This is a genomic window from Rhodococcus sp. NyZ502 (assembly GCF_041464245.1).
GTDB classification, from domain to species: domain Bacteria; phylum Actinomycetota; class Actinomycetes; order Mycobacteriales; family Mycobacteriaceae; genus Rhodococcus_F; species Rhodococcus_F qingshengii.
In genome coordinates this window covers 597,501-624,486 of the sequence record NZ_CP167155.1, presented here as the reverse complement: position 1 = coordinate 624,486, position 26,986 = coordinate 597,501, and the positions used below count along the sequence as shown (strand labels likewise).

20 protein-coding genes and 2 rRNA genes (1 of these 22 running past the window's edge) are annotated in these 26,986 nt (G+C 61.7%); 9 read left to right on the top strand and 13 right to left on the bottom strand.

Translation table 11 applies throughout. The features are described 5' to 3' along the window. Positions 1-2: 2 nt before the first annotated feature. The 4 genes from ACBG85_RS02935 to ACBG85_RS02920 form a co-directional block, all read right to left on the bottom strand. On the bottom strand, positions 3-1,112 hold the full coding sequence (locus tag ACBG85_RS02935) for a DUF917 domain-containing protein (protein WP_058039287.1): 1,110 nt from the start codon (positions 1,110-1,112) through the stop codon (positions 3-5). Further along, positions 1,109-2,689, bottom strand: a complete 1,581-nt coding sequence (locus tag ACBG85_RS02930; RefSeq protein WP_058039288.1) for a hydantoinase/oxoprolinase N-terminal domain-containing protein — start codon at positions 2,687-2,689, stop codon at positions 1,109-1,111. The genes ACBG85_RS02935 and ACBG85_RS02930 overlap by 4 nt, the downstream gene beginning before the upstream one ends. Before the next feature lie 30 nt (positions 2,690-2,719). Beyond that, positions 2,720-4,087: a cytosine permease gene (locus ACBG85_RS02925; RefSeq protein ID WP_372026139.1), complete on the bottom strand. Its 1,368-nt coding sequence runs from the start codon at positions 4,085-4,087 to the stop codon at positions 2,720-2,722. Between the two features lie 151 nt (positions 4,088-4,238). After that, complete coding sequence (locus tag ACBG85_RS02920) at positions 4,239-4,970, bottom strand: SDR family oxidoreductase (RefSeq protein WP_054828021.1); 732 nt, start codon at positions 4,968-4,970, stop codon at positions 4,239-4,241. A 244-nt stretch (positions 4,971-5,214) separates the two neighbouring features. Between ACBG85_RS02920 and ACBG85_RS02915 the strand changes: the two genes are divergently transcribed. Continuing rightward, the gene (locus ACBG85_RS02915; RefSeq protein WP_003941170.1) at positions 5,215-5,355 is read left to right on the top strand and encodes a hypothetical protein; all 141 of its coding nucleotides are present in this window, start codon (positions 5,215-5,217) and stop codon (positions 5,353-5,355) included. On the opposite strand, the gene ACBG85_RS02910 is transcribed toward ACBG85_RS02915, so the two are convergent. Beyond that, positions 5,343-5,807 (bottom strand): hypothetical protein, encoded by a 465-nt coding sequence (locus tag ACBG85_RS02910; RefSeq protein ID WP_371714019.1) that lies wholly within the window; start codon positions 5,805-5,807, stop codon positions 5,343-5,345. The two genes, ACBG85_RS02915 and ACBG85_RS02910, sit on opposite strands and share 13 nt — an antisense overlap. Positions 5,808-5,810: 3 nt before the next feature. On the opposite strand from ACBG85_RS02910, the gene ACBG85_RS02905 reads away from it, so the two are divergent. From ACBG85_RS02905 to ACBG85_RS02880, 6 genes are all read left to right on the top strand, one after another. Continuing rightward, positions 5,811-6,113: a ribosomal protein L7/L12 gene (locus tag ACBG85_RS02905; protein ID WP_232329970.1), complete on the top strand. Its 303-nt coding sequence runs from the start codon at positions 5,811-5,813 to the stop codon at positions 6,111-6,113. A 428-nt stretch (positions 6,114-6,541) separates the two neighbouring features. Next, positions 6,542-8,395: a BCCT family transporter gene (locus tag ACBG85_RS02900; RefSeq protein WP_209448302.1), complete on the top strand. Its 1,854-nt coding sequence runs from the start codon at positions 6,542-6,544 to the stop codon at positions 8,393-8,395. Between the two features lie 122 nt (positions 8,396-8,517). Beyond that, a complete protein-coding gene (locus tag ACBG85_RS02895; protein ID WP_218695590.1) occupies positions 8,518-12,411 on the top strand; it encodes a Pls/PosA family non-ribosomal peptide synthetase in 3,894 nt (1,297 codons plus the stop codon). Positions 12,412-12,422: 11 nt separating this feature from the next. Continuing rightward, complete coding sequence (locus ACBG85_RS02890) at positions 12,423-13,724, top strand: M1 family metallopeptidase (protein ID WP_050655931.1); 1,302 nt, start codon at positions 12,423-12,425, stop codon at positions 13,722-13,724. A gap of 148 nt (positions 13,725-13,872) precedes the next feature. Beyond that, the gene (locus ACBG85_RS02885; protein WP_372026135.1) at positions 13,873-14,388 is read left to right on the top strand and encodes a hypothetical protein; all 516 of its coding nucleotides are present in this window, start codon (positions 13,873-13,875) and stop codon (positions 14,386-14,388) included. Positions 14,389-14,399: 11 nt separating this feature from the next. Further along, positions 14,400-15,971 carry a flotillin family protein gene (locus tag ACBG85_RS02880; protein WP_050655914.1) on the top strand — a complete coding sequence of 524 codons (1,572 nt, stop codon included), beginning with the start codon at positions 14,400-14,402 and terminating at the stop codon, positions 15,969-15,971. 45 nt (positions 15,972-16,016) lie between these two features. Here ACBG85_RS02880 and ACBG85_RS02875 read toward each other — a convergent pair whose 3' ends face one another. Next, positions 16,017-17,291, bottom strand: a complete 1,275-nt coding sequence (locus ACBG85_RS02875; RefSeq protein ID WP_372026132.1) for an MFS transporter — start codon at positions 17,289-17,291, stop codon at positions 16,017-16,019. Further along, on the bottom strand, positions 17,291-17,935 hold the full coding sequence (locus ACBG85_RS02870) for a GntR family transcriptional regulator (protein ID WP_054782145.1): 645 nt from the start codon (positions 17,933-17,935) through the stop codon (positions 17,291-17,293). Before ACBG85_RS02870 ends, ACBG85_RS02875 begins: the two co-directional genes overlap by 1 nt. 175 nt (positions 17,936-18,110) lie before the next feature. Here ACBG85_RS02870 and ACBG85_RS02865 point away from each other — a divergent pair, with 175 nt between their 5' ends. Then, entirely contained in the window at positions 18,111-19,232 is a 1,122-nt protein-coding gene (locus ACBG85_RS02865; RefSeq protein WP_007727167.1) for a GGDEF domain-containing protein, read from the top strand. A gap of 14 nt (positions 19,233-19,246) precedes the next feature. Here the strand turns inward: ACBG85_RS02865 and ACBG85_RS02860 are convergent, their stop codons facing one another. The 4 genes from ACBG85_RS02860 to ACBG85_RS02845 all read right to left on the bottom strand — a co-directional run bounded on the left by ACBG85_RS02860 (position 19,247) and on the right by ACBG85_RS02845 (position 23,473). Next, positions 19,247-20,044, bottom strand: a complete 798-nt coding sequence (locus tag ACBG85_RS02860) for an SDR family NAD(P)-dependent oxidoreductase (protein ID WP_372026129.1) — start codon at positions 20,042-20,044, stop codon at positions 19,247-19,249. A 77-nt stretch (positions 20,045-20,121) separates the two neighbouring features. Continuing rightward, the gene (locus ACBG85_RS02855; RefSeq protein ID WP_372026126.1) at positions 20,122-20,820 is read right to left on the bottom strand and encodes a class F sortase; all 699 of its coding nucleotides are present in this window, start codon (positions 20,818-20,820) and stop codon (positions 20,122-20,124) included. A 129-nt stretch (positions 20,821-20,949) separates the two neighbouring features. After that, complete coding sequence (locus ACBG85_RS02850; RefSeq protein WP_372026124.1) at positions 20,950-22,395, bottom strand: hypothetical protein; 1,446 nt, start codon at positions 22,393-22,395, stop codon at positions 20,950-20,952. Positions 22,396-23,014: 619 nt separating this feature from the next. Then, a complete protein-coding gene (locus ACBG85_RS02845) occupies positions 23,015-23,473 on the bottom strand; it encodes a carboxymuconolactone decarboxylase family protein (RefSeq protein ID WP_007727180.1) in 459 nt (152 codons plus the stop codon). A gap of 47 nt (positions 23,474-23,520) precedes the next feature. Between ACBG85_RS02845 and ACBG85_RS02840 the strand changes: the two genes are divergently transcribed. After that, positions 23,521-24,915, top strand: a complete 1,395-nt coding sequence (locus ACBG85_RS02840; protein ID WP_372026120.1) for a PLP-dependent aminotransferase family protein — start codon at positions 23,521-23,523, stop codon at positions 24,913-24,915. A 311-nt stretch (positions 24,916-25,226) separates the two neighbouring features. On the opposite strand, the gene rrf is transcribed toward ACBG85_RS02840, so the two are convergent. Both rrf and ACBG85_RS02830 read right to left on the bottom strand, forming a co-directional pair. Beyond that, positions 25,227-25,343 (bottom strand): 5S ribosomal RNA (gene rrf / locus ACBG85_RS02835). Between the two features lie 153 nt (positions 25,344-25,496). Continuing rightward, a 23S ribosomal RNA gene (locus ACBG85_RS02830) occupies positions 25,497-26,986 on the bottom strand; it runs 1,645 nt beyond the window's last position.

The window sequence follows — 26,986 nt, the reverse complement described above, 5'->3', positions numbered from 1 at the left end:
CGCTATTCTGCCAGTACAGGTTGCTCGAGTGTCTCCACCGGCAGGAACGGGCGATCGAGCCCGAAGCTAGCCGGGCCGAAGACCGCCAGTGCCTCCGGGGTTCTCATGATGGGTGGGGTCGCGATCCCGATGACCGCAACGCGCTGCCCGTACCGCAAGCCCTCGGTGGTGACGGGTTCGGCGGTATCGGCCTCGACGATGCAGATCAGGTCTGGCACGATCGCCACCATCACTCCGGATTGGACGGCGATCAGATTTTCGTTCTGGAACTGAACTTCCAGCTCTTCGTCTCCGACGCCGGCGATCCGCACCGAACCCCGAGCGAACCCCTCATCGGTTCGCCGGTCGACATCGATCACCTTGCCGTGAAAGAGAACTCGCCCGTATCCGTAGAGCGTGTCGGCGAGACTGTCGACAAGCGCCTGCACCGGGTCCACCCGCTGCTCACGTGAAAGTCTGATGGACCGGCCGATGGTCATGGCCAACGACAGAGTCCGTGGGATCGCCGTCCGCTTCACATCTGCACCCGTCATCGAGTACTGCGCGATGTGCGCCATCCCACCGAACCTCGACGTCACCCCGCGGGCGAGGCCCTCCAATCTGCTGTTGTCACTTCCGGTGTCGAAGATCGCCACCTCGTCGTGCTCGTTCGCCATGGCGAGCGGACTCGCCGAAATCCCGTACACCGAGAAGGTTTCCATCTCGAGCTGAGGAAAGGCTCGTCCCATCCCGTCGGCGTCGACAACCGGCAGGCCGCGCCGTGCGGCCACCAGCAACGGAATCATCGAATTGATTCCGCCGCACTCCATCGGCATCGTGGCATCTGCAGTTCGACCCGTGTGCTTCTCCAACGTGATCAGCGCCAGCTCGGGTTCGGTTCCGCGCGGCATCTTTTCGACCACGACGGTCGGGGCACCCATCTGCGCGACGGGAATCACCCACGCGTCGTCGTCAAGCTCCTCCGGATCGAGAATTGTGATTTCACCGGCCTCACCGAGCGCCTGCGTGACCAACATCTTGCCGACGAACGGATCTCCCCCGCCGCCGGTGCCCAACAAGGCTGCGCCCCTGGCGAGGTCGTCGAGATCCGCCGTTCGTAGTGTCCAACTCATCGTGAGCCCTCCTGACCGGTGGAGACCAAACCACTGTGCAGTGCCAAGTCACCGACTGCCTTCACTCGAATACGTGTTGCGTTGCCCGGCAGATACGGAATCGGGACCTCGTCGAACTCCACGATCTGCACCGACTCGGGCCGTGCGCCTGCGGCGACTGCCCGATCGATCGCCTCCTGGCGAGCATCGTCGGCAAAAACCTGCCGGTGCCCGTCCCGCACCGCTTCGACTCGATCTACCTCACCACTGACCTGCGCGATCGCAGCGCCGATCGCATTGGCAACATCGAAGCGCTCAGGACGAATCACCGTTCCCAGGCCCGGGAGTTCACGCTCCAGCAGTACCGATCCCCCGCCAACCGCCACAACGGGAAGTGGATCCGACGTGGTCCGCATCTGTTCCACGGCGTCGGCGACTCGGCGCGAGATCCGGTCGAGTGCCGTCGACACCAGGCCGCGGTCGAGGTGCGCCACCGCACTGCGATCTCCGACGTCGACCAAGCCTGCCGCGACGGCTATGTCGGTGGCCGTCAACGTGTCACCGCCGAATACGAGTGCCCGTGAACCCAATTCGTATCCCACAGATTCGGGTCCGACTGTGAGTCCGTCTGCATCCACCACCGAACCACCACCGATACCGATCGAGAAGACGTCCGGCATACGGAAATTGGTCCGTACCCCCGCGACCGTCACCTCCGTGGTGGCTTCTCTGGGGAAACCGTTGGTCAATACGCCCACGTCGGTAGTGGTGCCCCCGATGTCGATCACCGCACAGCTGGCCAGACCGGACAGAACAGCGGCGCCTCGCATGGAGTTGGTCGGCCCCGAAGCGAAAGTCGCCACCGGATAACGCCTCGCGTACTCGATGTCCATCAAGGTTCCGTCGTTCTGGCTCAGGTACAGCGGCGCGACAATGCCGTGCTCGACCAAAGATCGGGCAAGACCGTCGACGATGTGATCGGCGAGCTCGCGCAGCGCAGCATTGATGATGGTCGCGTTCTCCCGCTGGAGTAGACCCACTCGACCGATCTCGTGCGAGAGCGAAATTGCGACGTCCGGGCCGAGTTCCTCACGCACGATCTCCGCGGCGGCCGCTTCGCATTCGAGATTGACCGGAGAGAACACCGAAGATATTGCGACCGAACGAGTACCGCTGCGAGCCATATCGGCGGCATGGCGGCGAATCTCGTCGGGGTCCAGCGGCGAGATACGACGACCGTCGAACTCGTGCCCACCGTGAGCGAGGTAGTGCCTTCCTTGCACAGCGGAGACCAGGTCTCGCGGCCACCCCACCATCGGCGGAAGCGCGGCGGTCGCCGGAAGCCCCAATCGCAGAGCCGCTGTCGGTGCAAGTCCGCGTTGCTCGATGAGAGCGTTGAGAAAGTGCGTCGTGCCGATCATCACTGCTTGAACAGCGCTGGGAGAGAACGAGTACTGCTGCTGCAGCGCCGCCAGAGCTCCGCCGATTCCGCCGGTGATGTCCTTGCTGGTCGAGTGTTTGACATGCCCGATGACGGTGGTCCCGTCCATCAGGACCGCATCGGTGTTCGTACCACCGACGTCGATTCCGATTCGCATCGCGAACTCCCTTCTACAGTGTGTGCCGTGCTAGTGCGTGAGCGCAGATTTTCCCGAAGTCTCTTGCGGCGCTTCGGTTGCGGTGCGTCCGACTCCGCGAATCAGGCCGAGTCGACCCGCGACGACGTAGAGAACGAAGGCCGAGGCCACCGCGTTGATCGACGGCAGGCCGAAGGTGCTGTAATGACCGATCAGCGCCGAGACGATCCAGATCACCAGCGTGGCCGGTACCCAAGTGGGTGCCGAGTTCGGGAGGGTACCCGCAGCTCGACTCTCCTCCAGATCCTTGCGCCATGTCTTGACGATGAAGTATTCCGCCACCATGATCCCGGCGATCGGCGGGAATCCGACGCCCAACAGGATCATGAAGTCGGTGAACGAGTTCAGGATTCCGGCAGCCGCGAGGACCGAACCGGTGATGCCGACAACTGCTGTGACAACTGCGCGATTGATCCGTCGACCGAACACGACGTCGATGAAGTTCACGACGCCGAGCCCCGAGCTGTACAGGTTCCAGTCGTTGATCTTGAAGGTGCCGAGAACGATGATCAGAACGCCGACCCAACCGACCGACGAGAGAATGATCGTGGCGATGTCGGAACTGCGAACGGCATGGGCAAGGAGAACACCGGTCAGCCCGATCACGTATTCGCCCAACGTTATTCCGACGAGCGTCTGCTTCACGACATCGCCTGCCGTGCGGTTGAAGCGCGTCATGTCAGGTGTGATCACTGCTCCGGCAATGAAACCGCCTGCGACGATGGTAGTTCCGGCGAGGAAGCTGAGCTCCGGCCCGGCTGGAGCAGATGTCATCAGATCTGACAGCGAGTGATTACGCAGTTCGGCGATGACGGCCCAACCGACCAGGATCAGGAACAGCGGAACGGTGATATTGGCGATCAGTTGCATGGATCCGAACCCGCGAAGGACTATCGCGGTGATCAGGAGACCGAAGGCCAAAGCCCACGCCCACTGCGGCAGAAACGGCATGATTCCGTGCAAACCTGATGCAGAGACAGCAGATTGAATGCCGAACCAACCGATCAGGCTGACCCCGATCACCAAACCGATCACCGCGGAACCTGCGTGCCCGAATCCACACCAGCGTGCGACCACCGATGTGTTGAGCCCTTCACGAACCCCGATGATGCCGATGAAAATACAGACGACCTCGAGAATCACCGCCCCGACTGTCAATGCCCAGAAGGCATTCCAGAACGTCATACCGTAGCCGAGCGTCGCACCGAGCAAGAACTGTGCGAGTGCCGATACCTGACCGAATCGCTGTACTGCCACCGAGAACCACGAATATCGTGCTTCGTCGGGAACGCGGGTGAGCGCGTAGTCGTCACCGTCGGACACTTCACCGCCGGCGGCGGTCGTTGACGTGTTTTTCATGACGGACTCCTCGAATAGTTGGGAAGTGTTCTCGGAGAAGACGGTACGAATGTGGCCAGGGTCACGCCTATGGGCGAATTGGCGTTTCTTCGTGTTACGACAATGCATTTCGCACAGTCGTCATTTCACACAGTCGCCAAATGGCACGGGTCTAACGCAACGCGTATCCGCCGTCGGGGTACAGCGTGGAACCCGTTGTGTACGTGTTGGTGAAGAGATAGAACACCGCTTGTGCAATCTCGTCTTCGTTCCCGACGCGGCCGAGCACGTTGTTCTCGGCGCTCCAGGTGAACGCGGCCTCCCGAACCTCCGCCGGGCGCTGAGCCCACAGATGCCCGTCGATGGTTCCGGGAGCGACAGTGTTGACGCGGATCGGCGACAGTTCGACCGCCAGCCCCCGCCCGAGCCCCTCGATTGCCGCGTTGGCTGCAACGTATGCCGCGGCAGCTGCGGGTGGCCGCACACTGGCAGCGCCGGACATGAGGACCACCGATGCGGTGGGTGTCAGCTTGTCGAGCGCAGCGTGCACGACGCGGTACTGCCCCCAGAACTTGGAGGTGAACGGCGACGCCGCTTCCTCGACGCTCTGTTCACGGAACGAGCCGACCTGGTAATCGGCAGCCGTGGTGAAGAGAGCATCGACGCTGGGGATGTTGGTGAAGAACTCTTTCACCGAGTCGTCGTCGGAGGTGTCGACGGTGAACCAGTGCGCAGCCTCACCCAGCTGCGCGGCCGCTGCTTCGAGCTTGGATGCGGTTCGGCCACCGAGAACTACCTGCGCGCCGGCGTCGACGGCAAGCTGCGCCACTCGCAGCCCGATGCCTGTTCCGCCGCCGATCAGTACGACGGTCTTGCCTGAGAGAGGAGAAGGTGTCGTTGTCATGCAGCGACTGTAGGGCTCACCGAATTGTCCCGACATGTGCAGAACGCACAGATTTCACTACGGAACAGTGCTAAGTATCGAGACTTAGCTGGTAGAGGACACCGCCCCCGGGGATCTCGCTTGACGACGTTTGCTGCGTCGAAACTGCCTTCACATGTACTCCTCCTTCGAGTTCGCTTGTAACAAAACAACTCCCACGACCGAAAATGTCGGTGAACCACAACAGCGAAGGGAAGTAACGACTATGGGATCAGCAGACGTCATGGCCTGGCTCGCCGAGGGTTACCTCGCCGGCGATCCGATTCGCTATCCGCTCTACGTCGGATCGATGTTCCTCGCGATGCCGTTCCAACTGATCGGCGTAATTCTGGGTCACCCCTTCTGAATCGTCACATCAGGCCAGGGCGGTCGACGTAGAACTGCCAGGGTTGCGATCACCGCGGCCGCCAGCCCGATGAACTCCCCCATCAAAGCCGCCCTGGTGTGATCGACGGCCGGTGACCACGACGGCTCACCCTCGTGGATCGAGAACACTCCCACTGGCACCGGTATCGGGTCGCCCCGCCACCGCCGGTGTAGACGCGAAACCGTGATGATCGTCGATCCGTCGCTGGTCTGGTGCGGTTCTCCGAAGATCATCGAGGTCCCGGAATCCGCCCGAAGTCGCTCCACCGCATCACGAATCTCCATGATCTCCATCGTCGCACCGAAACAGCAGCCCTGTGCGAGTATCGATCGATGGCCGAGTGGTGGAATCCGAGCAGGCGCGTCGAGCGATGGTGGCAGACGATTGGCCTCGTCCTGCTCGTAGTCGTAATCGGTCCGAGCACCATCCATACAGTGACCACGGAACCGACAACCGGTAATTGGGTTCGCCTGGCAATCTGGCTTTTCGCGACGGCCGGATTTGCCTACGGCACCGTCCAAGCCTGGCGAAACAGGAACAAACCTCAGTCGGTGTGGTGGGAAGGGACGACTGCCCCCACCGAAATACCCGCCGACGACGTCCGTAGCGCACTCGCGTCGACTGACGACCGTATTCCGGCAATCAAGGCACTACGCGAACTGCATCCGGGCTTGGGTCTGAAGGATGCGATGGATCTGATCGACGCTCAGCGGGGCGAACAGGGCCCGCATCACTGATAGTTGCGACCATCACAATCACAGTTAGGTATCGACACCTGACCGCCACGATCGGGCAAGCACACCAGGAGTTAACCACCTGACAGACAGGCTGTTTCGCCGAGTTTGACAAATGTGGTCAATCGGTGAGCGTCGACTCGACCGATTCAACTCACCGTACCAATCGAATTCGCCGTTCAGCATTCCACTCATGGCCCAATGCCACTATTACCCAACGATTTACAACCGGAGCTACGGTATCCAGTGAGAACTTTCGCGACAGTGCAGCATCTTTCGTCCAGTTGAGTTGACCGAAACTTGACGTTACGTTGAATTTCAAAGCAATAGCCCGGTCTTGACCTGCGATGGTGTGAGCGCAACGCCCACCTACGCGTGACACGTGGCTGCCCGTATGGGCGCTGTGAATGCCTGAACGTTCGAGGAGTGGAATGACTGCGGTCAAAACTGCGTGGCGTGAACTACGGAAACCCGTGTTCATCCCCGCGTCGATAGTGATCTTTGCCCTGATCGCCTTTGCCGTGATCTATGCGGGAACCGCTGCGGATGCTTTCGAAACTCTCAACAACGCGATCAGCGACGGCGTCGGCTGGTGGTACATCCTCTCGGCTACCGGTTTCGTGATCTTTGCACTGTACTGCGGAATCAGCCGCATCGGCAACATCCGATTGGGACGTGACGACGAGCAGCCCGAGTTCGGCATGCTCTCGTGGTTCGCGATGCTCTTCAGCGCCGGGATGGGCATCGGCCTCGTGTTCTACGGAGTGGCAGAACCCCTTTCGCACTATGTGAACCCTCCCGTCGCCGGGCAGATCGCGGGATCCACGGACGCCGCAGCCAATCAAGCGATGGAACTGACGCTGTTCCACTGGGGCCTTCATGCATGGGCGATCTACGTCGTCGTCGGCCTTGGTCTGGCGTACATGACCTACCGCAAGGGTCGTCCGCTCTCGATCCGTTGGTTGCTCGAGCCGCTCCTCGGACGGGCTCGCATCGAAGGAAAGATCGGCCACGCCATCGACGTCGTCGCCATCGTCGGCACGCTGTTCGGTGTCGCGACGTCGCTGGGCTTCGGTGTCCAGCAGATCTCGGCCGGCCTCGACTACCTCGGCTGGGTGGAGACCGACAACTGGTTGGTCATCACCATCATCGTCATCGTGACGGGCATGGCCACCTTCTCGGTCGTCTCCGGCGTCACCAAGGGCCTCAAGTGGCTCTCCAACATCAACATGATGCTCGCTGCCGCGCTGGCACTGTTCGTCCTGATTCTGGGACCGACGCTGTTCCTCATGCAGTCGTGGGTGCAGAACCTCGGCGGATACGTCCAGGCCTTGCCCGAACTGATGCTGCGTACGTCCCCGTTCGCCGAAGACGGCTGGCAGGGCGCATGGACCATCTTCTACTGGGGTTGGTGGATGAGCTGGGCACCGTTCGTCGGCATGTTCATCGCGCGCATCTCACGCGGCCGCACCATCCGCGAATTCGTCTTCGGTGTGCTGCTGGCCCCGACGCTGGTCGGTTCGTTGTGGTTCACGATCTTCGGTAACTCCGGCATTCTGCGTCAGCGCAACGAGGGCACGATGCTCGACGCATCCGGCGCAGTGGACACCAACACGTCGTTGTTCACGCTTCTCGACGGACTTCCGCTCGGAACGATTTCGAGTGTTCTCGCGATCGTCGTGATCGTGTTCTTCTTCGTCACGTCCGCGGACTCCGGCTCGATCGTCATCGACATCCTCGCGACCGGTGGCAGCTTGGAGACCTCCAAGATCACGCGTGTCTACTGGACGTTCCTCTCCGGTGCCGCGGCCGCAGTTCTCCTCATCGTGGGTGGCAGTGGATCGCTCACGGCGCTGCAAACCGTTGCCATCGCCACGGCGGTACCGTTCTCGGTCATCATGGTGCTGGCATGTCTGTCGATGCTGAAGGCATTCCGATACGAGGTCGCGTCGGCACCACGCTACCTGCGGGTTTCTACAAATGCCTCGGCATCGACCGACGTTCCGCAACCCACCGAAAAGCGGCTCCGCGATCTGAAGATCTCGTCGACCTTCGCCGGGCTGACCCCGTCACAAAGCGGAATCATGACGGATCCCTCCGACGCCCACATGCTCGTCGCGGTCCACGAAGTTCCCGCCCATGCGGTCAACATCGACCCGGATACCGGCGCCGTCGACTTCTCCGAGGAATCGAAGGTCGTCGATCCGCTGGGCGGAGAGGTGTTCGACACACCCGAGTTCGCCGACTCGGCAGAAGGCCACGCGCAAGCTGCCAGTACGGACTGACCGGCACGTTCGGCATGTTGCATTAGGCATATCTGTTCACCAACTCGCAAACTTGTCATGAGACTTTCAACTCGACAGTTCGCAGGACTCTAAGTTTCGTGAGTAGAACAGGACCAACGGGTTTGCCACTCCAGTCGCAGTCGGAGACGGAACAATCTTTCGGGATTCCGTCCGTATTCCTACGGTCGGCGCATGCACCTGCGCCGCGCACGCTCATCGACATCGTGCGGGCCTCAGCCGAGGCCAACCCGGAAGCACCTGCCATCGACGACGGCGACACCACACTGTCGTACTCGGAGTTGCTCGACGAGATCGAGCTCGGTGCGCGCTGGCTCGGTGATGCCGGCGTCGGCGCAGGTGACCGCGTCGGAATCAGGATGCCGTCAGGTTCGCGTTCGCTGTACGTGGCGATCCTGTCGATCCTCGCGGCGGGCGCCGCCTACGTTCCCGTCGACGCCGACGATCCGGAAGAGCGCGCCGAGTTGGTGTTCGGCGAGGCGCAGGTAGCGGCAATCATCACCGGCGACGGAATCCAGCCGGGGACGGCGCCGAAGCGGCTCGAACATCCACCGGTTCGCGAACCCGAACCCGAGGACGACGCCTGGATCATCTTCACCTCAGGATCCACCGGCACCCCCAAAGGCGTCGCGGTCACTCACCTCAATGCCGCGGCGTTCGTCGACGCCGAGGCGCGCATGTTCCTCCAGGACGAGCCCATCGGGCCTGGTGACCGCGTCCTCGCGGGGCTGTCCGTGGCATTCGACGCGTCCTGCGAGGAGATGTGGCTCGCGTGGCGTCACGGCGCCTGCCTCGTCCCGGCGCCTCGTTCACTGGTTCGCAGCGGCATGGACCTCGGCCCGTGGCTGGTCTCGCGTGACGTCAGCATCGTCTCCACTGTGCCGACGCTTGCGTCTCTGTGGCCGGCCGAGGCCCTCGAAGCCGTTCGACTCCTGATCTTCGGCGGCGAAGCCTGCCCACCCGAACTGGCAGAGCGCCTGGCCGTCGAGGGCCGCGAGGTCTGGAACACTTACGGCCCCACCGAGGCAACCGTCGTCGCCTGCGGCGCACTGATGGACGGCAAGAGCCCCGTCAGCATCGGCCTCCCCCTCGACGGCTGGGACCTTGCCGTCGTCGACGCCCAGAGCAATCCCGTCGCGGTCGGTGAGGTGGGCGAGCTGGTGATCGGCGGCGTCGGCCTCGCCCGTTACCTCGATCCCGCGAAGGACGCCGAGAAGTACGCGTCGATGCCCTCGCTCGGGTGGGATCGCGCCTACCGAAGCGGCGACCTGGTCCGGCTCGAGACCACCGGCCTGATGTTCCAGGGCCGCGCGGACGATCAGGTCAAGCTCGGCGGCAGGCGCATCGAACTCGGTGAGGTCGACAACGCCTTGCAGAACCTGCCGGGCGTGAGCGGCGCTGCCGCAGCCGTGAAGAAGACTGCAGCCGGCAACCAGCTCCTCGTCGGATACATCGCCAGCACGGATCCCGACTTCGATCTCAAGGCCGCTCATGCGCTGCTCAGCGAGCAGCTACCAGCAGCCCTCGTGCCGCGTCTGGCGTTGATGAACGAACTTCCGACGCGTACGTCAGGCAAGGTCGACCGCAATGCGCTGCCGTGGCCCTTGCCCGGCGCCGGTGAAGATGCGGGGGCCGCGTTGGGCCTCGACGGCACCGCTGCCTGGGTTGCCGGCCTGTGGGGATCGATCCTGGGCGCGCAGATCACCGGACTCGACGACGACTTCTTCGAAGTGGGCGGCGGATCCCTCTCTGCGGCTCAGTTGGTGACCGCCCTGCGCGAGCGGTTCCCCGAAGTGACCGTCGCACAGCTCTACGACCACCCACGGTTGGGATCGCTCGCCGAATATCTCGACGAATTGGCACCCACCGAAACTGTGGAGCCGCGCATCGTCGCTCCGACACCCTTGAAGACTCAGCTCGCGCAGATCGCCGTCACCGTTCCGCTCACGACGCTCACCGGACTGCAGTGGGTGACGTGGCTGGCGATCGCGAACAACGTCCTCGGCTGGTTCGTCGACGTCAGCTGGGCGCCCACGGTCTCGTGGTGGTGGATCCTGTTGGCGTTCATCGTGTTCATCACGCCGATCGGCCGTATGACCATCGCCGTCGTCGGGGCGCGCCTGCTCCTACGCAAGTTGGAGCCAGGAACGTACCCGCGAGGTGGTAGTGAACACCTGCGTCTGTGGATAGCGCTCCGACTCACCGAAGCCAGTGGCGCAGCAAACCTTTCGGGCGCACCGTGGATGCTCTACTACGCCCGCGCCCTCGGCGCCGACATCGGCAGCGGCGTCGATCTCCACACACTTCCTCCCATCACCGGCATGCTCGAACTCGGTGACGGCTGCTCCGTCGAACCCGAAGTCGACCTCTCCGGCCACTGGATCGACGGCGACGTCATTCACATCGGCGAGATCAAGATCGGCGACGGCGCCTCCGTCGGTTCACGCTCGACGCTTCTGCCCGGCGCGCGTATCGGTCGCGACGCCGTCGTCGAACCCGGATCTGCGGTGTTCGGCCGAGTGAAGGCAAACCAGCAGTGGGCCGGCTCCCCCGCCACCAAGGTCGGGAAAGCGAATCATCCTTGGCCGGCCGAACATCCGAAGCGCGCACCCGGCTGGGTGCCGGTATACGGCGTCACCTCGGTCTTCCTGGCCGGTATGCCGATCTTCGCTCTGATGGCCGGAATCGCCTTGATCGGTTGGTGGATCCGCGACACCGACACGCTCGCGAGTGCAGTGCTCCAATCGCTGATCATGCTTCCCGTCGCGACCATCCTGAGTTTGCTCGTCTTCGCAGTCATCACCCTTGTGGCCGTTCGTCTTCTCTCGATCGGGCTGACCCCCGGCTACCACCCTGTCCGCAGCCGCATCGGCTGGCAGGTGTGGGCGACCGAACGCCTGCTCGACTCGGCCAGAACCTTCCTCTTCCCGCTCTACGCGAGCCTGCTGACGCCGGGATGGCTCCGCCTCCTCGGCGCCAAGATCGGCAAGAACGTCGAAGCATCCACCGTGCTCCTCCTTCCCAAGTTCACGACGGTCGCCGACGGCGCATTCCTCGCCGACGACACCATGGTTGCGAGCTACGGCCTCGGCGGCGGCTGGATGCACATCGAACAGGCCAAGATCGGCAAGCGTGCGTTCCTCGGCAACTCCGGTATGACCGCCCCCGGTCGACGCGTCCCCAAGAACGGTCTCGTGGCGGTTCTGTCGGCTACCCCGTCCAAGGCCAAGTCCGGATCATCGTGGCTGGGTAGTCCACCGGTACGTCTGAGAAGGGCTGCCGGGGACACCGACGCCGCCCGCACGTTCAATCCGCCGATGCGACTCAAGATCGCCCGCGGAGTGGTCGAAACCTGCCGACTGATCCCCGTGATGGTCACGTTCGGCATCGGTCTCGGTGTTCTGTTTGCACTCGAAGCACTGGTCGGCGCCGTCGGATTCTGGTTCGCGGCTCTGTTGAGCGGCGTAATTCTGCTCGTCGCCGGAGCAGTGGCGGGCGCGATCACCATCGCCGCCAAGTGGATCGTCGTCGGGCGCATCGCCAAGGTCGAGCATCCGCTGTGGAGTTCGTTCGTCTGGCGAAACGAGGTAGCCGACGCCTTCGTCGAGACCGTCGCGGCGCCGTGGTTCGCTCGCGCGGCGACTGGTACGGCCGTACTGAACATCTTCTTGCGTGGACTCGGGGCCAAGATCGGTAAGGGCGTTTGGTGTGAGTCGTACTGGCTACCCGAGGCAGATCTTGTGACTTTGGGCGACGGAGCGACAGTGGAACGGGGGTGCGTCGTGCAAACTCATCTCTTCCATGATCGGATCATGTCCATGGACACCGTCACTTTGGGAGCAGGAGCAACGCTGGGACCGCACTGTGTCGCGCTACCCGCAGCCGGCATCGGCGCGGGAGCGACGGTAGGGCCTGCATCTCTGGTGATGCGAGGTGACACCGTTCCGCCCTCCACCCGCTGGCAGGGCAACCCGATTGCACCGTGGGTGGCGTCGTGAAGCCGAACCGAATGCTCGAGGAGCCGATCGATCCGTACCTGCCGCTCAACGGCAACCGCGGGTACCGCGTGTCCCGGTACGAACTGGAACTGACGTACAAGGTCTTCAGCAACCGTCTCGCCGGCAAAGCTGTCATCACCGCTGTCACCACCGAGAGCCGATCCAAGTTCAGCTTCGACCTCGCACAGAACCTGCAGGTGTCCAAGGTGTCCGTCAACGGTGCCCGCGGCACCAAGTACGCGCACTTGAACAACAAGCTGATCCTCACGCCGTCTACCAAGATCCCCGCGGGCGGTGCCCTGTCGGTCACCATCGCGTACAGCGGCAACCCCGAGCCGATCAAGAGCCTGTGGGGCGAAGTCGGCTGGGAGGAACTCGACGAAGGAACTTTGGTCGCAAGTCAGCCCAACGGCGCGGCGTCCTGGTTCCCGTGCGACGACCATCCGATTTCCAAAGCGTCGTACCGAATCTCGATCACCACCGATTCCCCGTTCTATGCCCTCGCCAACGGCAAGCTGATCCGCAAGCAGACCCGTGCGAGTCAGACGACGTGGGTCTACGAGCAGACCGAACCGATGGCAACCTACCTGGCAACCATTCAGATCGGTCAGTACGAGCACCGACAAGTGAGCGCCGGGCCGGTACCGGTCTTCGCCGTTCACCCACCTCGGCTGCGAGCAGCGTTCGACGTCGACTTCGGGCGCCAACCCCAGATGCTGGAGGTCTTCGGAAAGCTGTTCGGCCCGTATCCCTTTGCCGACTACACCGCTGTGGTCACCGACGACGAACTCGAAATCCCCATCGAAGCGCAGGGACTCTCGATCTTCGGAGCCAACCACTGCACGGGCAGGCGCGGTTCCGAACGTCTTGTCGCACACGAGCTTGCCCATCAATGGTTCGGCAACAGCCTCACTCTCGGGCAGTGGTGCGACATCTGGCTGCACGAAGGCTTTGCCTGTTACGCGGAGTGGATCTGGTCCGAGAATTCCGGTGGCCCGTCCTCGAACCAACTCGCGACAAACGCCTATCAAGGGCTCGGGCGTAAATCTCAGGACTTGATCGTCGCCAATCCCGGTCCTGCCCTGATGTTCGACGATCGAATCTACAAGCGGGGCGCATTGACTCTGCACGCCCTGCGCGGCGTTCTCGGAGACGAGAAGTTCTTCGAACTGATCCGTCAGTGGACCACGAAGCATCGGCACAGCACGGTCAGTACCGAGCAATTCACCGATCTCGCTTCACGTTTCACCGACACTCCATTGCGCCCACTGTGGGATGCATGGCTGAATCAGCGCTCTCTGCCTCGTCTCTGACGCTCTCTCACCGCGATATCACCACGCCGAAACATTCCGAATGCGCCGATTAGCTTTGTCTTACCTTTACTATAGAGGTGGGCCGAGGGACGACCCCGACAACACAATTCTCAGGGCACGCTTCCTCGACAGGTAGATCGGGGGATCGATGTTCGTTGTATTCACAATATGTTTCGTGATCGGGGTCGTCGCCCTGATCGGAGCCTTTGCCGTCGGCGAGGTTGCAGATCTGGGCGGCGGCCACGCAGACGGGCTGCCATTTCTGAGCCTGACAACCTTGGCCACAGCACTTTTCGGCTTCGGCGCCGGCGGCGTAGCTGCCACTCTCGCGGACGCTCCGACATGGGTAGCGGCGATTGCAGCACTCGCACTCGCCGCCGTTCTCGTTGTCGTCACGCGCGGCCTACTTCTCCCCTATCTCATTAAGCAACAAGATAATTCGCACATCGGACGAGCTTCGTACTCCGGGCTGTTGGGCACGGTCACCCTCACCATTGCAGCCGAAGGTTGGGGAGAAGTCTCGTTCGTCGACGCCGAAGGCAATCGCGTGCAGGCCAAGGCCGTCAGTGCACAGCCGATGGCGCTCACCACCGGCACCACCGTCTACATCGCCGATGTAGACGATCAATACCTTCACGTCGTCACGGTTGACGACGCGATCTAAGGACTCGATACATGCTGCCAATCATCATCATTGCGGTTGTAGTCGCAGTAATCATCTTCATCGTTCTCCCCGCGATCTACGTGAAGAACTACGTCAAGGTCCCGCCGAACGAAGTGGCGGTCTTCACCGGACGAGGCAAGCCGAAAGTCGTCCGCGGCGGAGCCCGGTTCAAGATTCCGGGAATCGAACGCGTCGACATCATGTCGCTCGAGCCGTTCAACGTCAGCATCAATCTCAAGAATGCGCTCTCCAACGACGGTGTTCCGGTCAACGTCGAGGCAGTCGGCCTGGTACGAATCGGTTCCGCGGACGAAGCAGTTCAGACAGCGGTGCAACGATTCCTGACCTCCGACCTGGACGAACTCCAGCAGCAGATCAACGAAATCCTCGCCGGCAGCCTGCGCGGAATCACCGCGACCATGACGGTCGAGGATCTGAACTCCAACCGCGATTCGCTCGCGCGCAGCGTGGTCGAGGAGGCAGGCGGCGACCTCGCCCGCATCGGCATGGAAGTCGATGTCATCAAGATCGCGGGAATCTCCGACTTCAACGGCTATCTCGAATCGCTCGGTCAGCGCCGCATCGCCGAGGTCAAACGTGATGCCGCGATCGGAACTGCTGAAGCAGAGCGTGATTCGCAGATCCAGTCGGCAAAGGCGCGACAGGCAGGCTCCGTCGCACAGGCCGAGGCCGACACTGCGATCGCGAGTGCAAATCAGAAGCGCGACGTCGAACTCGCTCGCCTTCGAGCACAGACCGAAGCCGAGAACGCCGAAGCCGACCAGGCCGGACCACTCGCGCAGGCAACGGCCGAGAAGGCCGTCGGCATCGCACGTGAGCAGGCCGAGGCGGCCCGCGTCGAAGCTCGCACCGAGGTCGAGCGTCGTCGCGCCCAGCAATCGGAAGCGGCATTGCAGGCAGATGTCATTGCACCGGCCGAGGCCGAACGCCAAGCCTCCATCGCACGCGCAGAGGGTGAGCGACAGGCCGCGATCCTCCGCGCCCAGGCACAGGCCGAGTCAGCAAGGCAGGCCGGCGGGGCTCAGGCCGATGCACGAAAGCTCGTCGCCGACGCTGTTCGCTCCGAGCAGCAGGCTGATGCCGACGGCCTTCGAGCACGTCTGGAAGCCGAAGCTGACGGCCGCAAGGTAGCGGCCGACGCCGTTCGCGCCGAACAGCAGGCCGAAGCGGATGGTTTGCGCGCCAAGCTCGAAGCCGAGGCTGCCGGTAAGCGTCAGATCGCCGAGGCGCTCAATTCCTACACCCCGCAGGCCGCGCAGTTGCTCACTCTGCCTGACGTTCTGGCAGCACTGGTCGACGCCACCGCAGCAGCAGCGAAGCCGGTCGGCGACATCGATCGGATCTCCATCGTCGGCGGAAGCGACGGGGCGCAGGGTTCGATCGGCTCGATCCTGGGCATCAGTCCCCAGGTGATTGCCGGTGTCATCGAAACTCTCGAAAGCTCAGGCGTCGATATCACCGGTTTGCTCAACGGCCTGAACAAGACCGCATCGGTTCCGGCTGGTTCGGTACACAATTCGGTCCACAATTCGGAAAACGGTTCCGCAACCGTAGACGCGTGATTTCGCCCCGGTCCGCCGACTCTCGCAGGAGTCGGCGGGCCGGCTTCACGCGCTCGGAAGATGTGAACGCGACTTGAAGAGAATCAGAATCAAGCAGGCAGCGGCGGCGGCTGATCCGAACAGCAGAGTCACCGTGTAGCTCAGTGCCGGAATGCTTTCCGACAGCATCGCCAGCAACGCAGGCACCGCGAACCCGATGTAGGTGATCGAGTAGAACACCGCGGTCAATCCTGCCAGATCGTCCGGCCCCGCGATTCGCTGGATCTCCAGCAACCCGGACACCAGTGCCATGCCGTACCCGCAACCGAGGATCGCTGCAGCCACGATCGCGATCGCCACGGTCAGCGTCGACGCAACCAGAGCAGCACCGGCCATACCGACCACCAGAAACACCAGAGCCACAACGGCGCCACGAGCACTGCGGTCGGTGTCGATCTTGCGCCCCAACGACTGAATCGCGAATCCGCATGTCAGCGCGACCATGCACAGCAGAGCCGAAAAGGCCACGGGCGCATCGCCACTGTGCCCGGTCATGAGCGCCGGAATAACTGCATACGCGACACTGGCGGCACCGAACACCCACGGCGCCAACGGAACGACGACGTAGAGGAATCTGCGGTGACCTGCCGAGGGGATCTTGAGGTCGTCGATCAACCTGCGACGGTCGGATTTCGCCTGTGCCGGTCGTGTTTCGGGCGCACGCCACAGCGCCATGGCGGCGAGGACGGTGATCGCGATGTGCAGCACGTACGCCAACACACTCGGCATGGGCGCCCACTGCGCCAAGATTCCCGCAGCACCCGCTCCCAAGGCGAAGCCCGCGGTCAGACTCATCGCTGCTCGCCGAGCACCTGCGCCTTCCGACGCCGTCGGATCCCAAGATTGCGTGGACAACTCCTTGACCCAGGAGCCGCCGACGGCCATACCGATCCCCAAGGCGATGCCACAGAGGATTCTTCCCAGGATGAGAGCAGCGGCGGAGTCCGCCCCGAAAGCGAGCAGCGTCGAACCGGCGATCGCGATGATCGGCGCGGGGAGCATGATCGGGCGTCGACCCAATCGATCGGACAGCGGGCCGCCGAGCAGCAGGGCCGGCACAATTCCGACGACGTAGGCGAAGAGGAAGAAATCGACCATCACCGGCGAATAGCCGTGGTCGAGTCGGTACATCACCAGCAGTGGGGTGAATTCGTTTCCGCCCCAGGCAGCGGCGAACATACTGGCGGCAACGGTCAGCCACAGCCACTTTCCGCCGGAGAGGCGTTCACCCTCGAGACGAGTTTCGGCCGCGGTCCCAGCGCCGATCGTTTGGGTGCTCATCACAGAGTTCCTTCGAAGCCGAGGCCGTGGACCTGGCGCATGTGTGTGAGGACGGCAGTGTTGTATCCGTCGGCATCGCCTGTGTCGACGAGGTCGGTAAGCGCGGTGTGATCGGCAAGGATGCGCGAGAGTTGGCCGGGGTCGCGTGAGATCGACCGGGCTGTCATCCGTCGTTGCCTGTCGCGCAGACTCGCGTAGAACGAGTCGAGCAAAGGGTTCCCACCGGCGGCAACGATCATCTTGTGGAAGTCTGCATCGATTGCGCTGAACGCGGCCACGTCCCCGCGATCAGCAATCTCACGTTGCTCGATCAGATTCGCGCGCAACGCTGCGACAAGCGCTTCCCGTGCGTTCGGTCGGACCGACACCACTCGAACGCTCTGAGTCTCGACGAGCTGTCTGGCACTGACTACGTGTTCCGCTTCCCCATCCGCGACCGGGACGATCAGCGCCCCCTTCTTCGGATAGAGGCGCATCCAACCTTCCGATTCGAGACGCAGAAACGCCTCACGCACCGGCGTTCGGCTCACATTGGTCCGTGCAGCGATGTCACCCTCACTGATCAGCTCCCCGCCGGCGAGCTCGCCGGAAAGGATCAGCTCCTTGACTTCGCGGAAGACGGTTTCGGAAGCGGAATACAACATAGACACAAGATGTATTTATACTCCACGCTGGCGCAACGCAGACATCCGGGTCGCCGATCCGAACATCTCGGTCCGATGCGGCATCGATCCAGTTAGCATTGCAAGGTGCCAGACAGAAGAGGAATCAGTTCGCGATGAATGGCGCACGCTCCAGCCTTCGAGGACTGATGCACTCATGACATCGCAGATGAAGTCGATGAGGACGCTGACCCGCGAGTGGTTGATTCTTCCCGATCAATACGACCGCTTCACTCGCTATCTCCGCGACAACGGCCTCACGACCGCCACCCGGCTATTACTTGGCATCATTGTCATCGGACTGGGAGTGTGCGCACTACTGAACAGATTCAGCCCTGCCGGTCCGACAAGCACGATTGCGCTGTTCTTCAATACTGTTGTCGTGATCTCGTGCTTCGTAGTCGGAGTCTCATGGTGGGTCTTCGGCCCCACAAAGCGTCGCTCGTTCGGTTTCGTGGTCTTCTGCGACATCGCGGTCACGATCTCCGTCGTTGGAGATTCCTCCCAGCTCGCACGATTGCTCACCTGTGTCATTTTTGCTCTGGTCGGCATCTACATCGCCTACTTCCACAACCCGAAGTTGCAGATCGCGCACATAGCTTTTTCGCTTCTTGTGATCGCGGTGGCTGCGCAGCCAATTCTGTTCGGGCCGGATCGCGATCCAGCCCTTGGTGTTTCGAAAGTACTGGTCGTCATCACCGCGTTGGTGGTCTGCGCATTCATCTCGCAGATCGTGCTGACGATGCTCAGCATGGATGCTTCCAGTTCCGACCTCGATCCTCTCACCGGCCTCTTGAACCGTCGTGGCCTCGACCGCCACGTCGAGAAGGTACTCGAGGGGTTCCAGCGTCAAGAATCTGCGGCACTACTCGTTATCGCGATCGACATCGACCGGTTCAAGACGATCAACGACGTGCACGGCCACGACGTCGGCGATCGCATCATTCTCCGGGTATCGCAGCGGTTATCCGCCTGGGCACACGCCGATGCTGTCGTCGCGCGGATCGGCGGCGACGAATTCATCCTCGTCCAAAGACTTTCTGTGCCAGCCATCGGACCGATGCTCAACTCGATCGGACCGGCAATGCACTCGAATACCGACGAGATACCATCGACGTCGAGCGTCGGAATCGCCGTGCGTACCCACAAATTCGTCGCCGGAGAAGACCGCGCAGCAGCGTTCACGGACATGCAGAAAGTCGCCGATTCGGCGATGTACGAAAGCAAGAGACTCGGCGGCGGACGCGTTCACACGATCGTCACCACCGCCGGCAGGTAGCAGTACGCACAATTTCAGTAGTAGACCGGCCCCGGCACTCCTCCACCCGCTGCCACTGCGTCACCGGTGATCGCGATGCTTCGCGGCGATGTCAGGAAGGTCACGACGTCGGCTACTTCTTCGGCATCGATGATCCGATGTATCGAGTTCGTCGCGATACCACGCTCCACCTCTGCCTGCGAGCGGCCGGATTCTTCCGACTCGCGCGTAATCCGTGCGGTCAACCTCTCGGTCCTCGTCACGCCCGGATGGACGACGGTGACGTTGATTCCCTTGGGGCCCAGCTCGTCCGCAAGATTCTTGGTCAGTGCAGACACACTGACGTTGCGGATCGTGTGGGCGATCGAAGTGGCCTGTCTGGCACCCAAACCGCTGATGTTGATGATCCGACCCCAACCCTGATCGATCAGATACGGCGCCACAGCGCGCGCAGTTCGCAGGTACCCCAGCACTTTCACTTCGACTTCGTCTCGCACGACGTCGTCGGTGGTCGCCTCGAAATCCGTCGGCTTTCCGGCGCTGAACGGCGTCGCTGCGGAGTTGACCAGAATGTCGACGCCGCCGAACTCCTCTACTACTTGCCGCACCGACGCCTGAACCGCGTCGTCGTCTCGCGTATCCGTCACGACTCCGATCGCACGAATTCCGAACTCCGAAACCAAATCTCGTGCAACGCTTACGACGGTTCGCTCAGTGCGCGCGAGTATCGCGATGTCGACCCCTTCAGCGGCCAGACCTCTGGCGATTGCCAGACCGATCCCCTTGCTACCACCGGCAACGATCGCACGCTTTCCAGACAAGTGAAGATCCATACCTGCGACACTATCCAACAGGCGGTCCCCGATCTCTACGAAGAGGGATCGGGGACCGTCGGAATCATTCCTGTGTCTCAGACCATCAGATCCGCGTACAGGTAGACGTTGTCGGCGTAGTTGCCCACACCGTCCTCGAATTGCAGTTCGCCGCCGCAGGTTACGACTGCCAACTTACGAGGGCCTTCCGGGCCGGCCAGCACGCTTTCCTCCACACCATCGGCCTTCGGGCGCGTCGTCACCGCAGTCACCTTCCACGACGTGCTCTTACCCGTCGCGTCGGATGTACGGATCACTTCACCCGGCTCGATCGTGCCCAGGTCGAACAGCGCGCCGTTACCCTGGCCGGTCAGATTGACGTGTCCGGCAATCAAGGTCGTGCCGGTGGCGGAATCGAGAGATGCACCGTCGAGCCAGATTCCGACGTTCTTGACGTTCTCCGGCGGAGTGAGAACTCCTTCCGGCACGGTGGCGTCCACGATCGGCGCCTGAACACCGACCGGGTCGAGCGAAAGGGTGTTGGGAGTCATCAACGCATCCGTAGGCGTTGCCGGATTCGCGGAGTGCGACATGACAACTCCCGGACTCGGCGGGATCGCAGCATCGCCATCGGAGGATCGCAGGCCGACGAAGGCCATGGAAGCACCGGCGACCAACACCGCGATGAGAGCCAGAATGAACGCGACACGACGCCCTTTGCCTGGACTCGCGGGCTGATCGTGGTTGGGATCGTCGTATGGATTGGATGGATTGGGATCCGACTCGTACATGGTCATCGAACTGTCTCCTGCGGGATGAGGCGCCCCCGGCACCTCGTGCGAATTGACGCCCCCTGCGTCTGATCAATGTCGGCACCGATCACACGAAGCGTGATCGGTGCCGACGTCTACTACACGTGCCTGGTGTCAGGATCGCTTGCGGCGGAGAGCAACTGCTCCGGCAGCAGCCATTCCGACAAGCCCGAGGCCCGTCACTGCGACGGCGACGTTGCGGCCTGAATTCTGTTCAGCAGCACCACCGTCGATGGCAACCGGGCGGGGGCCAGTGGCCGGCTTCGGAGCCGACGGCGCCGGAGTTGCAACCGGCTGCGACGGAACAGGTGCACCCGGAACTACAGGCACGACCGGCACGATCGGCACGATGGGCACGATGGGCACGATCGGAACAATCGGCACGACCGGGGTTGCAGGCGTCGTGGTGGCCGGTGTGGTCGTTGCCGGTGTGGTTGTTGCCGGTGTGCTCGTTGCCGGTGTCGTCGTGGGTGCTGCTGCATATCCGACGCTGGCAGATGCATTCATCGAAGCCGGCCGAACGGTGTCGAACGACGCGAAGATCTGGCACTGTGCGCCTGCCGTGTTCCAGTGCAGGTTCTCGACCGAATCCGGAATGACGCTTGCAGTCACCGAGTAGTCCCCGCCGGCCGCAGCGGTGAGGCAAAGATCAACAGCAGTCGGTGCGTCGCCGCGGCCGTCGACCGTCAGTTGGTTTGCAGTCAACGTCGCCTTGGCGTTGTCACCACAGACGGTCAGTTCGGTGCCCGCCGAGGACTGAACAGTGATCGGCTTCCGGTACATATTCGTATTCAGGGTGAAAACGGCAGTCTCGCCGGCCTTCAGAGTCCCCGTCGCGGGTGTCTTGCGAACGAGGTCGAGCGTCTGCGTGACGTTCATGATCTCGACGATGCGAGCTCGCTCGTCGTCGCCGATGTTCCTGTCGCACAGGCTTTTGAAATCGGCCATCAGCGGATTGTCGTAGTCCGAGACACACCACACAAGCGTCTGCCGCGCCGAACGTGAATCCTCGCTGCCATTTCCCGAAACGACACCGTCGAGTTTGGCGGGATTCTGCAGCAACCAACTGATGACAGCGAGATCGTCGGCTGACAGATCGGGATTGCCCGAAGACGGCACCGTCGCACCCATCTCGTCGTTGTGCTTGTCAACCGGCAAACCGTTCTCGTCGACACCGGCACACGGATCGAGATCGAAGTCCGTGCAGTACATCCATTCCGACTTCGCAATTCCGTCGACGTCGCGGACACCGCAGACCGGAGCATCCACCGCGGCCGAGGTACCCCGATCGGTGGTGCCGTACATCGGCACGATGTTGCCGTCGTTGTAGTGATCCAGCCGAATGCCGGAGATGTCGAGCATCTGCTCCGAGGGCGTGTACTCGGTGCCCTCACACAACCCGGCGGTGAACGCCGGAGCGGCCGCGGTTCGCACCGGCATCGGCGCGGACACAGCTGGCGAAGCAAAAGCAACGCTACTACCGGCGACCGTTACGGCAATAGCTGCAGTTAGCGAGAGCCGGAGAACAAGCGGCCTACGCCGTGAACCAGACACAGTCATCAAAGCTTCCCTTTCAAGAGATTTCGGTAGCGGGACGGTTGCCGGGATTCCCAATACCACGCCACCCAGCGCTCACTTCCGAGAGGATCAGCCGATCACTTTTGGCAATCAGCCAGTTACTGAATGGCAATGTAGTGCATGTTTCAAGAAAGATCACCCAATCGTCGAGCACCCAGGGCGCAGCTTGGACATTCGGATGACGAGTTAGCCATGAAGATGACTGAACCATTGTCCAACCGCACAACAATCGCGATCCCCCCAAAATCTGCTCATCCAACCGCGACATTCCCGACATTTCGCCAACGCTAGCCAGTCGGTAACTTGGACATTCTGGGGAAACTCACAGGAAGGGGCGTTTTCAGCTCGCGCGCAAAAGAAGGGGCCCGCTATGCGGACCCCTTCGCCGGAAACTTCCGACCGAGACTGCTTTGTCGGGATTCGGGCAACTTGTAGATGCCCCAGAACAATCTCCACTCACATTATGTGATTTGCCTCACATTCAAAGAATCTGTTGGTTTTGTTCACACCCTGAACCAATCTTTTGGTCCTCTTTGCGTCGATTATCCAGATCTCCGACGGCGGAACCCTGCCCTGCCGGAGAGCGGAGCACGGCCTCGGATCAGTCTCGGACCGGAGGCGCCTTCCTCGTGGTAACCGCAATGCGATTCCACGCATTGATCGTCAAAATGACGCTGATGAGCTGAGCCAGTTCCACGTCCGAGAATTCGCCGGCAGCCTCGCTGTACACCTCGTCCGGAACGAAACCGTCGGTGAGGACTGTCACGGCCTCGGTCAAGGCGAGCGCGGCTCGTTCACGATCGGAGTACATCCCTCGCGCTTCTTCCCACGCGTTCAGTAGGTAGAGCTTCTGCTCCGTGACGCCGACCTTTCGGGCGTCGCGAGTGTGCATGTCCAGGCACCATGCGCAATGATTCAGCTGCGACGCACGCGTGAGGACCAGCTCGACGAGCGTCGGCTCCAGCCCCTTGCGTGCAGCGGCATCCAACGCAATCATCGCCTTGTAGACCTCGGGCGCCAGCTTTGCGATATCCAGTCTTTGTCCTGTTGCTGTAGTCATAACTCAAACGGTAATCCCGGAAAGACCCGGAAACATGGTTCAATCCGGTGGTGAATTCGTGGGCCAATCTTGGGTTCGATCTACATATCGAGCTGCCACAGGGAATCGGGGTTCGCGCTGCACTGCTTCAGACCCTTCGCGACGCGATCGACAGTGGACTGTTGAAGCCCGGCACCAGACTCCCACCTTCCCGCACCCTCGCGCTCGACCTCGGAGTTGCCCGAAACACCGTTGCGGACTGCTATGCCGAGCTCGCCGCAGCTGGGTGGCTTGTCACACGGCCTGGTTCCGGGACCCTGGTCGCCACGCTCGCCAGCACACACACCCGCGAGGTCGAGCCATCACCGACTCGACGACGCTGGACTTACAGCCTTCTCCCTGGATCGCCCGACGCGTCGGCGTTTCCCCGCGCTGCATGGATTTCGTCCGCCAGACGTGCTTTGACCACCGCGCCGACCGACGCGTTCGCGACTACTGATCCCAGAGGCCGAGCCGAACTCCGAAACGCCCTCACCACATACCTGAGCCGCACCAGAGGCGTTCGCGTCGATCCGAACTGCATTGTGATCAGTGCCAGCTCGGGTCACGGGATCTCCCTCCTTGCCCGCGCACTCGGAGGAACGATTGCGGTCGACGCTTTCTGCCTTCACCTGCACCGGCAGTTGCTCGCCGACGAAGGGCTGCTGACAGTTCCCATATCGGTTGACCAATCAGGCACTTGCACAGACGAATTGGCGTCTACATCTGCTGAGAGTGTTCTGCTGACGCCGACCCATCAGTTCCCTCTCGGCGGTCCCCTCACACCGGCGAGGCGCGCGACCGCTCTCGAATGGGCCACGACTACGGGTGGCGTCATCATCGAGGACGATTACGACGGCGAATTCCGTTACGACAGAAAACCTGTCGGTGCACTCCAAGGAATCGCACCGCAGCACGTTGCGTACCTGGGCACTGTCAGCAAGACACTGTCGCCGGCAATTCGCATCGGATGGATGGTGTTGCCGGACAGGCTGATCGAACCTGTCCTCGCAACAAAGGGACCCTACGAACGCTGGGTAAGTTCAACGGATCAATTGACCTTGGCGGACTTCATCGAATCCGGAAGATTCGACAGCCATATTCGAAATATGCGCACCTCGTACCGACGACGACGCGATCAACTGGTCGCGACACTTGCGCAGCAAGTACCCCAGGTCAGGGTCGAGGGGATCTCCGCGGGACTTCACGCTGTGATCCGTCTGCCCTCCGGCACCGAACAATCTGTTCTTGCAGCGGCCCGGGCGCGCGATCTCGGGCTCGAAGGGCTGTCGGTCTTCCGACATCCCGACGTGTCGTCAGTCGGCGGTGACGGCATCGTCGTCGGCTACAGCACGCCGACGCAGTCGCAGTATTCGAGGACGCTGGACGTGCTCTGCGAGGTGCTACAGGCAGCTCTGCGATAACGCCTGTCGGATCTGCCCATCCGCTCACCTGCCCTGCCCTGCCCTGCCCTGCCCTGCCCTGCCCTGATGGTGTGAGCGTACCGTTCCCCTCGCCTAAGAGGGTGAGCGTGTCGTTCGCTCGCTCCCGGACGGGGTGGTGAGCCCGCTGTGCTCGCGCCCCTGATGGTGTGAACGGTGCGTTGGGTCGATCTGAGGCGACGAACGTACCGTTCACTCGATCAGAGGGTGCCGGCGACGGGATGTTTCGGGGGGTGTTTTGGGTACGAGAAAGCCCCCCAACCAGTACTGGTTGGGGGGCTTCTCTAATGTGTGTTCGGCGGTGTCCTACTCTCCCACACCCTGTCGAGTGCAGTACCATCGGCGCTGAAGGGCTTAGCTTCCGGGTTCGGAATGGGACCGGGCGTTTCCCCTTCGCTATGACCGCCGTAACTCTATGAAACTGTCACAGTAACCTTCTTCTGATCACCTGGTTTCACCACCCGTCAACACCAGTTTCTGGTGTTGGGGGATGGAGAAAACAGGGTTTCTCATCAGTATCTGTGTGTTGTTTCAGATACCGCACAGTGGACGCGTAGCTTCTTTGTGGTAAGTCCTCGGCCTATTAGTACCAGTCACCTGCATGCATTACTGCACTTCCAGTTCTGGCCTATCAACCCGGTGGTCTGCCGGGGGCCTTACCCCCTCGAGGGGGTGAGAAACCTCATCTTGGAACAGGCTTCCCGCTTAGATGCTTTCAGCGGTTATCCCTTCCGAACGTAGCTAACCAGCGGTGCTCCTGGCGGAACAACTGGCACACCAGAGGTTCGTCCGTCCCGGTCCTCTCGTACTAGGGACAGCCTTCCTCAAGTTTCTAACGCGCGCGGCGGATAGAGACCGAACTGTCTCACGACGTTCTAAACCCAGCTCGCGTGCCGCTTTAATGGGCGAACAGCCCAACCCTTGGGACCTACTCCAGCCCCAGGATGCGACGAGCCGACATCGAGGTGCCAAACCATCCCGTCGATATGGACTCTTGGGGAAGATCAGCCTGTTATCCCCGGGGTACCTTTTATCCGTTGAGCGACACCGCTTCCACTTGCCGGTGCCGGATCACTAGTCCCGACTTTCGTCCCTGCTCGACCTGTCAGTCTCACAGTCAAGCTCCCTTGTGCACTTGCACTCGACACCTGATTGCCAACCAGGCTGAGGGAACCTTTGGGCGCCTCCGTTACATTTTGGGAGGCAACCGCCCCAGTTAAACTACCCACCAGGCACTGTCCCTGAACCAGATCATGGTCCGAGGTTAGAGGTCCAATTCGATCAGAGTGGTATTTCAACAACGACTCCACGATAACTGGCGTCACCGTTTCACAGTCTCCCACCTATCCTACACAAACCGAACCGAACACCAATACCAAGCTGTAGTGAAGGTCCCGGGGTCTTTTCGTCCTGCCGCGCGTAACGAGCATCTTTACTCGTAATGCAATTTCGCCGAGTCTACGGTTGAGACAGCTGAGAAGTCGTTACGCCATTCGTGCAGGTCGGAACTTACCCGACAAGGAATTTCGCTACCTTAGGATGGTTATAGTTACCACCGCCGTTTACTGGGGCTTAAATTCTCAGCTTCGCTCCCGAAGGAACTAACCGGTCCTCTTAACCTTCCAGCACCGGGCAGGCGTCAGTCCGTATACATCGTCTTACGACTTCGCACGGACCTGTGTTTTTAGTAAACAGTCGCTTCTCACTGGTCTCTGCGGCCCCACCCAGCTCAGACAGTAAATGTCGTCACCAGACAGGGCCCCCCTTCTCCCGAAGTTACGGGGGCATTTTGCCGAGTTCCTTAACCATAGTTATCTCGATCGCCTTAGTATTCTCTACCTGACCACCTGTGTCGGTTTGGGGTACGGGCCGTGTGAAAGCTCGCTAGAGGCTTTTCTCGGCAGCATAGGATCACTGAATTCGCCTCAATCGGCTACGCATCACGTCTCAGGCTATGTGCGACCCGGATTTGCCTAGGTCACGCCCTACACGCTTACACCAGTATTACCACTGACTGGCTCAGCTACCTTCCTGCGTCACCCCATCGCTTGGC

Bases quoted from the DNA above. Each gene is read 5' to 3' on its own strand.
- ACBG85_RS02925 (WP_372026139.1), bottom strand. From the start codon at position 4,087: ATGAAAAACACGTCAACGACCGCCGCCGGCGGTGAAGTGTCCGACGGT.
- ACBG85_RS02845 (WP_007727180.1), bottom strand. From the start codon at position 23,473: ATGACTACAGCAACAGGACAAAGACTGGATATCGCAAAGCTGGCGCCC.
- ACBG85_RS02915 (WP_003941170.1), top strand. From the start codon at position 5,215: ATGGGATCAGCAGACGTCATGGCCTGGCTCGCCGAGGGTTACCTCGCC.
- ACBG85_RS02920 (WP_054828021.1), bottom strand. From the start codon at position 4,970: ATGACAACGACACCTTCTCCTCTCTCAGGCAAGACCGTCGTACTGATC.
- ACBG85_RS02875 (WP_372026132.1), bottom strand. From the start codon at position 17,291: ATGAGCACCCAAACGATCGGCGCTGGGACCGCGGCCGAAACTCGTCTC.
- ACBG85_RS02850 (WP_372026124.1), bottom strand. From the start codon at position 22,395: ATGACTGTGTCTGGTTCACGGCGTAGGCCGCTTGTTCTCCGGCTCTCG.
- ACBG85_RS02890 (WP_050655931.1), top strand. From the start codon at position 12,423: ATGCTCGAGGAGCCGATCGATCCGTACCTGCCGCTCAACGGCAACCGC.
- ACBG85_RS02880 (WP_050655914.1), top strand. From the start codon at position 14,400: ATGCTGCCAATCATCATCATTGCGGTTGTAGTCGCAGTAATCATCTTC.
- ACBG85_RS02935 (WP_058039287.1), bottom strand. From the start codon at position 1,112: ATGAGTTGGACACTACGAACGGCGGATCTCGACGACCTCGCCAGGGGC.
- ACBG85_RS02910 (WP_371714019.1), bottom strand. From the start codon at position 5,807: ATGGATGGTGCTCGGACCGATTACGACTACGAGCAGGACGAGGCCAAT.
- ACBG85_RS02860 (WP_372026129.1), bottom strand. From the start codon at position 20,044: ATGGATCTTCACTTGTCTGGAAAGCGTGCGATCGTTGCCGGTGGTAGC.
- ACBG85_RS02930 (WP_058039288.1), bottom strand. From the start codon at position 2,689: ATGCGAATCGGAATCGACGTCGGTGGTACGAACACCGATGCGGTCCTG.
- ACBG85_RS02885 (WP_372026135.1), top strand. From the start codon at position 13,873: ATGTTCGTTGTATTCACAATATGTTTCGTGATCGGGGTCGTCGCCCTG.
- ACBG85_RS02855 (WP_372026126.1), bottom strand. From the start codon at position 20,820: ATGACCATGTACGAGTCGGATCCCAATCCATCCAATCCATACGACGAT.
- ACBG85_RS02900 (WP_209448302.1), top strand. From the start codon at position 6,542: ATGACTGCGGTCAAAACTGCGTGGCGTGAACTACGGAAACCCGTGTTC.
- ACBG85_RS02870 (WP_054782145.1), bottom strand. From the start codon at position 17,935: ATGTTGTATTCCGCTTCCGAAACCGTCTTCCGCGAAGTCAAGGAGCTG.
- ACBG85_RS02865 (WP_007727167.1), top strand. From the start codon at position 18,111: ATGACATCGCAGATGAAGTCGATGAGGACGCTGACCCGCGAGTGGTTG.